The sequence below is a fragment of the Sandaracinaceae bacterium genome (genome assembly GCA_020633055.1).
In the GTDB taxonomy this organism is placed as follows: domain Bacteria; phylum Myxococcota_A; class Polyangia; order Polyangiales; family Houyiibacteriaceae; genus JADJJE01.
This window is the reverse complement of record JACKEJ010000006.1, coordinates 860676-872792: the sequence shown is the minus strand read 5'-3', so window position 1 is coordinate 872792 and position 12117 is coordinate 860676. Positions and strand designations below refer to the sequence as shown.

The 12117-nt window shown below is 70.3% G+C and carries 10 protein-coding genes; all 10 read right to left on the bottom strand.

Going from position 1 to position 12117, the window contains the following annotated elements; all coding sequences use genetic code 11:
* Window positions 1-44: 44 nt before the first annotated feature.
* Window positions 45-440, bottom strand: a complete 396-nt coding sequence (locus tag H6726_13070) for a response regulator (GenBank protein MCB9658573.1) — start codon at window positions 438-440, stop codon at window positions 45-47.
* Window positions 441-990: 550 nt separating this feature from the next.
* On the bottom strand, window positions 991-1950 hold the full coding sequence (locus H6726_13065) for a hypothetical protein (GenBank protein MCB9658572.1): 960 nt from the start codon (window positions 1948-1950) through the stop codon (window positions 991-993).
* An 88-nt stretch (window positions 1951-2038) separates the two neighbouring features.
* Complete coding sequence (locus tag H6726_13060) at window positions 2039-3382, bottom strand: HAMP domain-containing histidine kinase (GenBank protein ID MCB9658571.1); 1344 nt, start codon at window positions 3380-3382, stop codon at window positions 2039-2041.
* Between the two features lie 7 nt (window positions 3383-3389).
* Window positions 3390-3770, bottom strand: a complete 381-nt coding sequence (locus tag H6726_13055; protein MCB9658570.1) for a response regulator — start codon at window positions 3768-3770, stop codon at window positions 3390-3392.
* 156 nt (window positions 3771-3926) lie between these two features.
* Window positions 3927-4796: a tetratricopeptide repeat protein gene (locus tag H6726_13050; GenBank protein ID MCB9658569.1), complete on the bottom strand. Its 870-nt coding sequence runs from the start codon at window positions 4794-4796 to the stop codon at window positions 3927-3929.
* Window positions 4793-6790: a protein BatD gene (locus tag H6726_13045; GenBank protein ID MCB9658568.1), complete on the bottom strand. Its 1998-nt coding sequence runs from the start codon at window positions 6788-6790 to the stop codon at window positions 4793-4795. Before H6726_13045 ends, H6726_13050 begins: the two co-directional genes overlap by 4 nt.
* Window positions 6787-7710 carry a tetratricopeptide repeat protein gene (locus H6726_13040; protein MCB9658567.1) on the bottom strand — a complete coding sequence of 308 codons (924 nt, stop codon included), beginning with the start codon at window positions 7708-7710 and terminating at the stop codon, window positions 6787-6789. The genes H6726_13045 and H6726_13040 overlap by 4 nt, the downstream gene beginning before the upstream one ends.
* On the bottom strand, window positions 7707-8810 hold the full coding sequence (locus tag H6726_13035; protein ID MCB9658566.1) for a VWA domain-containing protein: 1104 nt from the start codon (window positions 8808-8810) through the stop codon (window positions 7707-7709). The genes H6726_13040 and H6726_13035 overlap by 4 nt, the downstream gene beginning before the upstream one ends.
* Window positions 8807-9922, bottom strand: a complete 1116-nt coding sequence (locus tag H6726_13030; GenBank protein ID MCB9658565.1) for a VWA domain-containing protein — start codon at window positions 9920-9922, stop codon at window positions 8807-8809. The genes H6726_13035 and H6726_13030 overlap by 4 nt, the downstream gene beginning before the upstream one ends.
* Window positions 9919-12084, bottom strand: coding sequence for a hypothetical protein (locus tag H6726_13025; protein MCB9658564.1), 2166 nt, complete (start codon window positions 12082-12084; stop codon window positions 9919-9921). The genes H6726_13030 and H6726_13025 overlap by 4 nt, the downstream gene beginning before the upstream one ends.
* Between the last annotated feature and the right edge of the window lie 33 nt (window positions 12085-12117).

Here is a 12117-nt window from a genome sequence, read left to right as displayed (position 1 = left end):
AGCGTCATCAACGCTGCGCGCCGTGCGTGAGACTGCACGCCGGTTCACCCCTGGGGACGACAGCCCACCAACTCCTCGATCCGATCGCTGAGATCGTCGAGATCGAAGGGCTTGTCGAGGTAGGCGTCCGCGCCATACAGGGGGCTGGTCATCTCGTTGAGCCGCTCACCGATGCCCGTGAGCATGATGACCTTCGCGCCCGCGAGGCTCTCTTCCTCACGGATGGCGCGGCAGACCTCCCAGCCGCTCATGCCCGGCATCATGACGTCCAGCAGGACGAGCGCGGGGCGCTCGCTGCGCGCAAGGCGCAGGGCCTCTTCTCCGTCGGAGGCTTCGACGACCGTCGAACCTTCGATGCTCCGCGCATGGGAAGAGATGAGGTTCAGCAGCTCGGGGTCGTCGTCGGCTACCAGGATCTTGATGGAGGGGGCAGTTGTCACAGAGGTTCCTCTCGCCGCGCGATGGTCCGTGTTCGGCGCGGGGAAGTCAACCTGATGCTGCCCCAGTCGGCGCGGATCTGCCGAGTCCGGCGGGGCTCCCTGGGGCGCGGTGGCGGTGGCTCCCTGGGGCGCGGTGGCGGTGGCGGGATCGCTGACGGGAGGGGAGATGGCCGGCAACGGGCCCGGTCGCGCAGGCGCTCCCTGTGGTGCCTCCCCCGTTTCGGCGCGCCAAGGCGCTTGAAACGGGGCCCCCCCAACACCCGTCGCCGGCCATCCCCCCTCCCTCGGCGACGTGTCGGGGCCCGGGGCGCGCGGCTGGGACTCGGATGACTCGGGATCCGCTCTGGGGCCGAGGAGCTCGGGTGAGCGCGGCTGGGACTCGGGTGTACGCGGGGTTCCCGCTCGAGGTGGTGCGTGGGTGCGGGACCGAGATGTGGGGTGCGGGACCGAGATGTGGGGTGCGGGACCGAGATGTGGGGTGCGGGACCGAGATGCGGGGTGCGGGACCGAGATGTGGGGTGCGGGACCGAGATGCGGGGCTGGGCGCGGGTCAGCGGGGGATGGCGCGGGCGACGAAGGTGCCTTGGGCCGCGGACATGACGGCTTGCTGGACGGTGATGTCCATGCGGACGCGGCGATCGTCCAGGATGCGGAAGCAGGCGGCGGCGTCGTCGGGGGCCTCGTGGGCGACGCGGGAGCAGGTGGTGTCGTAGCGTTGGTCGGAGGTCGCGACGAGGGCCCCGACCCCTCCCGTCGTGTGGGTGAGCATGCGGTAGTCGTTGGTGACCGTGACGCTGCCGACTTGCCCGCGTCGCACGACCCCGCGCGCTGGGACGCGCTCTACGACGGCGCACTCGTCGTTCGTGGTCCCGCAGACCAAGAGCAGGCAGTCGCACACCAGCGGGATGGCGCGGAGGTGGTGCACGGCGCGCTCGTAGGGGAGACGCGCCGTGAGCGCCTCGCGCAGCACGAGCGCCACCGGCGCGCCGAGGCCGGGGGCTTCGTCGCTCACGACGGCGTTGAGAGACACGGAGAACGCGCCGGGGGACACGCCCGTGAACACGCCGATGAAGCCGGGCCACGCGAGCGAGCGGCAGACGACCTCGCCGCCTCGGACGAACTCGTGGATCTCGGAGTGGCGCCGGAGCGCGTCGCGCGGGCTGTGCCAGTCGAGGTTGCGCGCATGGACCGGGCCGTGCGCGGTGTTGCTGGCGAACGCGGTGCACGCCATCGCGTGCTTGAACGCGTCGTAGTAAACGTTCACCAGCACGAGGGCCAGCGGGTCCACGTCCGTGCGCGCCGCGATGGACTCCAGCTCGATGCGCTGTTCGTACGGCACGTACGCGTCGCGGTACAGCGTCAGCAGCTTGAGGAAGTCGCCGAGCGGCCCAATGTCCTGCTGGTAGACGTCCACGAGCTCACGCACCGCGTCGGCCCGCACCTCGATGCCCGCCCAGCGCTCCGCGGGAGAGCTGTCGAGGTCGACACGACGTGTGGGGAGGGTGTCCATGGCGGGCTCATCCTGGGGTCCCGGGGTACGTCGTCAAGCATGCCGCGTCAGGGACACGGACGCGCACGCCGAGATCCGGGGCGCGGGCTCAGGCCGAGAACGCGACCGCGCTGGCGACGCTGGGGACGACCACCCGAAACACGGACCCGCGGCCGACCTCGCTCGAGACCTCGATGGTCCCGCCAATGGCCTGCACCAGCTGCCGGACCAGCGCGAGCCCGAGCCCGACACCTCCGTGTTCGCGCACGAACGAGCCATCGTGGACCTGCTGAAACGGTTCGAAGATGCGCTCACGGTCTGCCATCGCGATGCCTACGCCGGTGTCCTCGACCTCGATCACCACGGCGCCGCCGCGTCTGTCGCTGTGCGCGCGCACGAGCACGCGCCCGCCATCCGGCGTGAACTTCACGGCGTTGGTCACCAGGTTGGTGAGGATGTGCTGCAGCATGGCTGCGTCCGTGGTGATGTCCGACACGCGCCCAGCGACCTCTACCTCGATGGGCAGATCGCGGGTGCCCACCATGGCCTGCACGTGCGCGACCGCCGCCTCGATCTGAGCACTCACGTCGACCCGCTCCAGCTTGGGGGTGATGCGCCCGTCCTCGCTGCGCGCAAGCGAGAGGAGGCCGTCCACCAACGCCAGCAGCGAGCGCGCGCTGCGCTTGACCTCGACGTGGGCCTTGCGTTGGCGGTCGGTCACGGGACCGTAGATCCCAGCCTCGAGCAGGTCCGCCAAACCGGAGATACCGTGGATCGGCGTGCGCAGCTCGTGCGTGAGGTTCGCGATGAAGCGGGCCTTCGACTGACTGGCGGCCTCGAGGTCGCGGGTACGCTGCTCGAGCGCGCGAGACTTGGCCCGCAAGTCCGAGAGGATGAAGGTGGTGAACACGGTCGGGATGCCCAGCACGACCCCGTACGCGAACAGCACCACCATCAAGTGTGTCGCGTCGAGCGCGTCCGCCGCGAAGTGCGGCGGCGGGAAGGACGGGATGGTCTTCGTGTAGATCAGGCACGCCATCGCGGCATGGAGGCCCATGGCGAGCCCCATGATGGTCAGCGTCACGCCCACGTTGGAGAGCAGCGCGACCACGGTGAGCTCGATCGCGTAGACGGCGAAGAGGGGGCTCTCCAACCCACCCGACAGATAGATCGCGAAGGTGAGCGCAAGCGTGTCCATGGCGACGTTGAGGCTCGCCGCCTCCACCACGAAGCGGTCCGCCTTGAGGGACCACCACGCGAGCGTGTTCGTTACCAGCTTGAGGCCTACGGGCGCCCAGAAGAGCGGCGTCCACGGGATCAGCCCGGTCTGCATGGTGAAGAGCCCGAACACGGTGAACGCGACGACGATGGTCAGGCCCGAGCGGACGCTGAACCACAGCTTGCTGCGGTGTTCGGGGAGGCCGACCTCCTCGACGTAGGCCGGAAAGCGCACGGGCCGCTCAGGCCGAGGCCACCAGCAAGGACTCCAGCTCGCTCAGCATGGCGCGCATGTCGAACGGCTTCACCAGGTACGCCTGCGCACGCAGGTCCTCACGCGCGTACTTCTTCGCGTGGTCCTCGTCGCGATAGACCGCGCTCATGAGCATGAGCGGCATGGTGCGCCCCTTCTCCGTGCGCTTGACCTCGAAGCACACCTCGAAGCCGCTACGCTTGGGGAGCATGACATCCACGAGCATCGCGTCCGGAGACACGCGCTCGAACTCGGTCAGGGCGTCCACGCCGTTCTTCGCGACCGTCACCTCGTAGCCGTTGGCCTCGAGGAAGTCCCCGATCACCATCGAGCTGAGGGCATCGTCTTCGACTACCAGGATCTTCTTCATGGGGACCTCGGGGGAATGGATGGAGCGTCTAGCTGTGTGAATATTGCACAACCCCGTTATAGCACCGACGGAACCGAAAAATCCACCCCCGAAACATGTTCTAGTGCATCCACAGTGTCCAGCCCTCGTAAGGTCCTACACAAAAATCACAGAATGTCAGCGTAGCTGTCCGACATCCGCCGTGCGGGCCCATCCTTGCCGCGCGCCAAGTCGCAAACGCACGAACCCCTCATACTCGTCGAGGACGACGCCGCGTTCACCAGCCCGCGCTGGCGCGTCCAAAACGGGACTGCGAGCGTCAGGGGACTGGTGGAGCGGCACTTCGTCCTCGAGCACGACGGCCGGCACGCCATCACGCAGCCACCCCTGCTTCACGACGAGTCCGACCGCCGCCACGACGCAGAGCACGAGCGCAAACAGCGAAGCCACACCCGCGGCCACGCGCGGCACCTCGTCTTGCGCCCGACGCCGCGCGACGAGCGCGAGACACAGCAGCGCCACCGTCGACAGCAGCGCGATGGCGAGCGCCTGCTCGCTCACGGAGCGGACCATCGCGCGCACGAAGTGCTTGTCCGTAGCGAGCTCCGCCTCCCCCTCCGCCTCGGCGCGGGCCCTGGCCAGGGCATCCTCGACGGCGGCCAGGCCCCGCTCGATCCCCTCGTCTCCGGGGCGTAGCAACAGAGCGCGCTCGAAGTGGAAGATGGCGCGCGCCAGGCGCCCAGTGCGGGCGTAGCAGACCGCGATGTTCTGCTCGACGTCTGGATCCACGATGCCGACGTCCGTGAGGGCGCCGTAGACTTCGAGCGCGCCCGCGTAGTTCTCTGCAAACGCCAGTTCGTTCGCCCGTCGGAACAGAGCGTGTACCGTGTCCGCCTCGGCGCGACTCTGGTCCGTCGCCCCCGTCGCGCGCATGCTGGACTCGGTCGCCGCGTCCTGCGCACGAACGGGGGACCACGGACGTCCTGCGACTGCCACGACCACCAGCAGCATCAGCGCGACGCGGCGCAAGAGCCCTGTCCCCGTCATGCGCGGCCCTCCCCACTCGCGACGGCAGGTGTGAAGCGCTCCAGGCGCTGCACCATGGCGCGCACACGCGAGAGACAACGCTCGAGCTCTTCGTCGCTGCCCGCCTCGGCGCTGAAGCGCGCGAAGTCGCAGGCCTCGAGCTCTTCCACCAAGCGCTCACGCAGCTCGGCGCTCATGCCGCGTTGTTCCAGGCGTTCGCCGAGCTGCGCGTGCGTCAGGCTGCCCACCGACTCGCCCAGCCGTCCCTCCAGCGCCGCTCGGAGCGCGGCCGCGACCGCAGGATAGAACGCGCCCGCGTCCGCCGTCTTCAAGGCACGCTTCGCCGTCTCGAGCTTCTCGCGCACCAGCGCCGCCGCCTGCCGGTCGGCGCGCTGGTCGTGTGCGCGACGCCGGGCGCGCTGCGCGAGCACACCCCAGCCGAGAGCCAGCGCGAGCGGCATGGCCAGCAGCCCCAGCCAGTAGGCCCACGAGCTGCTCAGTGGGGACCGCGCGCGCAACAGCTCGCTGCGCGTACGGATCTCGCCGATCGTGCTGGCGTCGACCACGGGGGGCTCTTCGGGAGCGGTGCTCGTCGTCGCCGGTGCTGGCGCGGGAGCGACGACCGGGGCACCCGCGACGGTGAGCGTGAGCGGCTCCGACCGCACCGTGTCGTAGCGCTCTGCGAACGGGTCGAACACCACCTGCGTGAGGGGGGGGATGGTGTACGTCCCGGGTTGCTCCGCGACCAACAGCCACTCCATGCGCGTCGTGCCTCCGACGCGTACGCCCTGCGCCCTGATGTCGTCTTCTCGCCGCGGCGGGTGGACGCGCAACCCAGGCAGGTCAGGCAGCGTCAGGCTCACATCACGGAGATTGCCTTCGCCCTCGACGAACGCCGTCAGCGTCACCGCGTCGCCCGTGCGGATGGTGGTGCGGTCGAGCTGTGTTCGAATGGTGTAGCGACCCACCACGGCGCCGCGCGGGGCGGGCGCGGGCAAGGGCCGCACGTGCACCGTCACCGGCACCCCCTCGCGCACCAGCTGCTCGGGGCGTGAGCCGAACATGAAGCCGCCCCCCGTCTGGATCGCCATGCGCGGCGAACCGAGCACGAGGTCTCCGGACTCCAGAGGAAACGCCGCGAAGTGACGCACCACGTGCACGTCGTAGGGAACCCCCTGCACGACCTCGCGACGGGACTGCGGTGGGGGCGCGTTGGGTCCGATCAGGTCGTGGACCCAGAAGCCGTCGGTCGCGATCTCTCGCTCGGGCTGGAGGTTGCGCGCTGCGACGCGCGTGTAGAACAGAAGCGTGACAGTGACCTGCTGGCCCACGACGGGGTCGACGGGGTCCGCCACCGTGCGCAGAAACGCGACCGAGTCGACGTTTGCCCCGTCGAGCACCCCGTTCATCGGAGGAGGCGCGGGCACGGGCGGCGGCGGCGCCGGGCCGACCTGCCCACCAGCGGCGGGGAGCACCTGGAGATCGACCGCGTTTCCCGCATGGCGCTGACCAGCGACTACCGCCACTGCAGGCTCGATGCGGACGCGCCCGGGTTGCCGTGGACGCAAGCGCAGTCGGTGGATGACCGACTCCTGCACGCGCGTGCCGTTGGGCCCCATCTGAACCGAGGTGGGCCGCATGAGGCTGCGGTTCACGATGTCGAACTCCACCAGCGCGGGCAGCTCGAGATTCTGCACCTGGCAGCTGTCGCAATCCGCCCGCACTTCGAGCGAGAAGTCCGTGCCTACGGTGACCTGCGGCGAGCTCGTGGTGGTCACGACGGTCACGTGCTGGGCATGGGCGACGGCGACGAGCGCGTCCAGCGGGAACGAGCCGAGCAGCACGACGGCGAGGAGCACGACACGCTGCACCCGAGCGAGCGGCCCGCGAGCGAAGCGGCCCGACCCACTCACGCACACGCCCGGCCGGCATGAGCGCGTGATCGCGACGCGCGAGCCGAGGGTCGAGTCCGAGCCGCGTAGCCTCGGGTGCGCGTGTGGGATGGGGGTCGTCACCAGTCCTGCTCCACGCGCCGGTTCTCACGCTGTCCGCGCTGCGCCGCGCGATACTGCTCGAGGCTCTCTTCGCCGTCCTGGAGGGCATCCAACACGCGCTGCGCTTGGTTGGGCAGCTGCTGACCGTCGGCCTGATCCTGGCTGTCACGCGGGTCGTTCTGCTCGTCGCCGGAGGAGCTCTCCGGCTCCTGCCCCTGTTCGGGCTGGCTGGGCTCGTCCTGCCCGTCCTGCCCGTCCTGCTGCTGTTGGTCCTGCGAGTCCTGCTGGTTCTGGTCCTGGTCCTGCTGGTCCTGGTCTTGCTGGTCCTGGTCTTGCTGGTCCTGGTCCTGCTGCTCCTGGTCTTGCTGATCCTGCTCGTCCTGGTCTTGCTGATCCTGCTGGTCCTGGTCCTGCTGGTCCTGGTCCTGCTGCTCCTGCTCTTCGCGCTCCTGCTCCTCGCGCTCTTCGTTCAACCGGCGCAGCGCGATCTCCAGGTTCCACGCCGTGTTGTGGTCCGACGGCCGGGCGCGCAGCGAGCGACGATACTCGTCGACGGCGTTGCGAAAGGCGGTCTGTGCCGTCTGGTGGTCGTCCTCCGCGGCTGCCGCCTCTCCGTCTTGGAAGTAGGAGAGGCCCAGGTCGTAGCGGATGTCCGCGACGAGATCCGGCGGCGTCTCCGGCCCGATGGCCAGCAGGAGGGCCTCGCGCGCACGCTCGCGGTCGCCCTTGTGCAGGAAGGCGATGCCGCGGTCCAGGTGCACCCCTGGAGCCGACGGGAGCTCACGCGCCGCGCGATCGTACGCCTCGAGCGCACCGTCGTAGTTCTCGGCGGTGACGCGGGCGTTGCCTTCCTCGACGTTCGGGTTGGGTCGGTGGAACGGGTCCCACCCGCCGAACAGGGAGGCCAAGAAGACGAGTGTGAGCGAGACCAGCGCCTTCATGCCCGACCAGCCTCCCGCTCATCGCTGGTTCGCGCCAGCCGTCGGCGCCGACGCAGCAGCCACGCTTCTGGCAAGAGGCCCTCGAGCACGAGCAGCAAGAAGCCTGGCAAGAGCGCCAACGCATAGCGGTTCTCGTGGACTGTCACGCGTCGTGACTCGCGCTCCCCCTGCTGCAACGTGCGAATCTCTCGCGCGACCTGATCGACGCCGACTCCGCCGTCCTCTGCGCGTAGGTAGCGCCCGCCGGTGGCCTCGGCGATGGCCTGCAGCTGTACTTCGTTCTCCGCCGTGAGCGCGGTGGTCACGACGTTTCCGTCGCGATCGCGCATGTAGCCCGTCCACGTACCATCTTCGCTGTAGGTGGGGATGGGCTCTCCGGTGCGCGACCCGATGCCCACCACGAAGACTTTCACGCCTTCGGCGGCGAGGTCGCGCGCGGCCTGGACGGGGTCTCCCTCGTGATCCTCCCCGTCGGTCATGAGGACCACGACGCGCGCTGGGCGCGTGTCGGCCCACTCGGCGTCGGTCACGCCCTCTGGAGTGCGACTGCTGCGCTCCAGCAAGCGCCCGGCGGCTACCAGCGCGCGCCCGATGGCCGTGCCCCCAACGGGCATGTCGAGGGGCGTCAGGTCGCGCAAGAACAGCTGCACCGCCGCGTAGTCGGTCGTCAGCGGGAACTGCATCGTCTCTCCCGCGAAGGCCACCACGCCCACGCGGTCGCCGCCCAGGCCCTCGATGAAGCGGGTGAGCTCCACCTTCGCGCGCTCGCTGCGGTTCGGGCTGACGTCGCGAGCCAGCATGCTCTTGCTGAAGTCGAGCGCCACCACGACATCGATCCCGCGCTGCCGCAGCACGCGCGTGCGGCTACCGTACTGGGGCCCCGCGAGGGCGGCCACCACCAACAACAGGCCCAACACCAACAGCACGCCCCGCGCGGCGCGTAGGGGCCCCGACCGCCCGACACGCAGGCTCTGCAACGCGGTGGGCTCGCCAAAGCGGCGCGTGGCCCGTTCGCGCAGGCGCCACCCCGCGAGCAGCACACCCGCCACGACCAGCACGGCCAGGACGAACCAGAGGACCACGGGCGAGTGCCACGTCATGGCCACCTCCGCAGGACGAGCGCCCCGAACACGGCCTCCAAGAGGAGCAGCAAGAGGCCGGGCCACACGAACGCGGGGTAGAGCTCGCCATACACCTGACCGAGGTCTTCGATCTCGCTACGCTCGAGCTGGTCGAGGATGCTGTGGAAGGTCCGCTCCAGGGCGCCCCGATCGGCGACCGAGTAGTGCTGCCCGCCCGTGCGGGCCGCGATGCGCTGCAGCAGCTCGGGGTTCACCGGCTGGTTCTGCATACCGAAGATGGTGCGCCGCGTGAGATCCACTCCCTGCGCGACCGGCGCGTCGTCGCTCACCCCCATCAACACCGTGAAGACCTTCACCTGCATCGTCGCAGCCAGCTCCGCCGCCTGCTCTGGAGAGACGTTGCCTGCGTTGCTGTCACCGTCGGTCAACAGGATGACGACCTTGCTGCGCGCGCGGCTCGGGCGCAGGCGGTTCAGGGCCGTCCCGATGGCGTTCCCGATGGCGGTGCCGCGTCCCTCGATGAGCTCCAGCTGGAGCTCCGAGATGACGGTCTGGAGGGCCTCCTTGTCGGTCGTGAGCGGCATGAGCGTGAAGGCGTCGCGACCGAAGACCACGGCGCCGATGCGGTCGTTCGGGCGTCGACGCACGAAGTCCTGCACGACGATCTTGGTCGCCTCGAAGCGGTTCGGACGGATGTCGGCAGCCTGCATCGACAGGGACATGTCCATCACGAGCACGATGTCGATGCCGTCTACCTCGGTACGGTCACGGGCGTGGATGCTCTGCGGGCCCATCAGCGCGATGCCGAACAGCCAGAGCGCGGTGACACGCAACCCGAGCGGCAGGTGCTTGACCCACACGCGATAGCCCGGGCGCACTTGCGCGAGCGTCTTGCCGCGGCTGACCAGCAAGCGCGGGGCGGCCGTCTTCAGCAACCACACTCGGGCGAGCCACACCAGCGGCGCCGCGATGAGCAACAGACCGGCCCACGGGCGTTCGAAGCGGAAGCTGTCGGCGCGCAGCGGCACGCCGTACACACCCTCCACGAGGTAGGCGGACACCCACAGCGCGGGCACCCCCAAGAAGAGGATGTAGAGAGCGGCCATGGAGCGACGGACCCACGCGATCACGACGCGCCTCCCGACGAAGGTTCGTCTGACCCCGAGTCGCTGGCCGCTTCCGAGTCCATCGCGTCTGCAGAGGGGTCCGATGACGCCGTGGGTTCGGACGCGACCCACGGTGACGGTGCTGCCCGTGCGGCCGCGCGCGCGGCTGCCGCCGCCGCCGCTTCTTCGGCAGCTGCAGCGGCTTCCGCGGCAGCCTTCGCCGCCTCACGAGCGGCGCGGGCCTTCTGCGCCAGCGCCGCGGCTTCGTCGTCATCCGCGAAGCCGGGCAGCGTCGGCACGGACTCGTGGGCGTGGACGCTACGGGTCGGAGAAGACGTGGAAGACGACGAGAACGCGGTGTCCGTGGGACTGCCGTCACCCGCGCCGAGCTCGGCCGAGGCGACATCTCCGCGGGCGTCGGGTGAGCCGCCCTCGTGTGAGGGACCCGCCGTGAGTCCGACGCGCGCCCCCAGCGGGAAGGGCTCCATGCGCGTTCGCCCTTGGTCCCCCACGTGGGTCGGCGGGATGACCTTGGCGGTGTAAGGCCGAGGCGCGGGGAGGATCTCGTCGTCTGCGCCGGGCACGCCACCGAGCGCGCTCGCGGGCTCGGAAGACGAAGTCCCCGCCGCGCCTGCTGCCTCGTCGGTGACCATCGAGTCGGCCGAGACGGGCTGGGGCGACGTCGCCTCGCGGGCAGCCAGCCGGTGTGCCGCGTCGAGCGGCGCTTCGTCCCCATCGGGCGCGGCGTGCGTGTCCTCCGTGGCGGGGGCCTCATCCTCGGGATCACGCGGCATCCAGCGGGCGTTCGGGTCTTCGTCCGGCGTCGGCGCGCGCTTGACACGCGATGGTCCGACGCGCGTGTCGGGGATGGGAATGGCCGTGGGCTCCGTCGGCATGGGCGGCAGCGCAACGCCTCCGACGACGGGGCGCGTCTCGCGCACCATCACCAGGGCAGACGCCAGCATCTTGTCGGTCTCTTCGTCGCCCGCGGGCGAGTTCGCGAACTTCACCAGGTCGCACGCGTCCATCAGCTCGGTGACGCGCTTGACCAGCGAAGGGTCGGTCTTGCGCGCCTGGAGGTGCGCCACCAGCTCGTGCGTGGTGCACTCGAGGCCATCGAACTCGTAGCGCGCGCCGAGGTAGCCGCGGAGCACGTCGCTCAGCTTGTCGACCCACGCATCCCAGCGGCCCTCTTCGATGTGCTGACGCCGCGTCTGCGCCAACCACGAGAGCTCGCCCGCGGCGATGTCCCAGGGCGGCAGCGGCGGCGGTGCGGGCTTGGGCGCCTGGGCGCGCTTCTGGAGATAGCGGCGCAAGAGATAGCCGAGCAACAACCCGACCAGGAGGACGCCCAGCGCACCCATCACCCAGTACGGGCGGTCGTCCTCCTCCATCACGCTCACCGGGTCGCTGGGCGGAAAGGGCTCGGCGTCGGGCTCGTTGCCCAGTACGGAGGCCACCGACAGGTGCTGCGCGTCCGCCTCCACGACGCCCACCTGCCCGGACGCGGTGAGCACGCGCACCCGCAGCGGGCCGACATCGTGCTCCCCGGGTTCGAGCAGGAGCAGGTCCAGCTCGAAGTGGAAGTCGCGCCCTTGATCCGTGCGCGTCTCGACGCGCACACGGCTGTCGACCAGCTCGATGGGATCGGGCGTGACCGCGCTGGTGCGCTCCCCGAAGTGCTGTTCTTCGGGGAGCGTGATGTCGTCCCCCGGGGCAGCGTGCACGGAGAGACGCACGGTCGTCATGTCCCCGGTGTGCAGGCCGTCACGCGGTTCCACCGAGATCTCGATGCGCGGCTGGTGCTCGGCTGGGAGCGGCGGCGGCGTCGGACGCGCGACCCCCGCGTCGGACTCCGCCACCCCAGCGTCGCCCGCGCTGGGGACCCCAGCATCTGCGGCAGCGACGGGCGCCACGGGCGCCACGGGCGCGACGGGCGCGACGGGCGCAGGAGCGACGTCTGCGGCGGGAGGCGCGACGGTCGGCGCGTCGGGGGTCGGTACGGGCGTGGCAGGGGACCCGGGCGGCGTTGCCGGAGGCCGCGGGGGTGCAGCCGCGGGACGCGACGTCGCGGGCTCGGCCACGGGGGGCGGTGCGATGGGCGTGGGCGCGGGCACAGGCGCGGGCTGCGCGGCCAGCCGGGTCGCGGGCCCCACGACCAGCAGCGCCAACGGCACCCAGAGCACCGCCTGAGCGGCCCCTTGCCAAAGACCCTCGTA

Coding starts and splice junctions, on each gene's coding strand:
- H6726_13040 (MCB9658567.1), bottom strand. CDS start 7,710: ATGAAGGCGCTGGTCTCGCTCACACTCGTCTTCTTGGCCTCCCTGTTC.
- H6726_13035 (MCB9658566.1), bottom strand. CDS start 8,810: ATGACGTGGCACTCGCCCGTGGTCCTCTGGTTCGTCCTGGCCGTGCTG.
- H6726_13065 (MCB9658572.1), bottom strand. CDS start 1,950: ATGGACACCCTCCCCACACGTCGTGTCGACCTCGACAGCTCTCCCGCG.
- H6726_13050 (MCB9658569.1), bottom strand. CDS start 4,796: ATGACGGGGACAGGGCTCTTGCGCCGCGTCGCGCTGATGCTGCTGGTG.
- H6726_13055 (MCB9658570.1), bottom strand. CDS start 3,770: ATGAAGAAGATCCTGGTAGTCGAAGACGATGCCCTCAGCTCGATGGTG.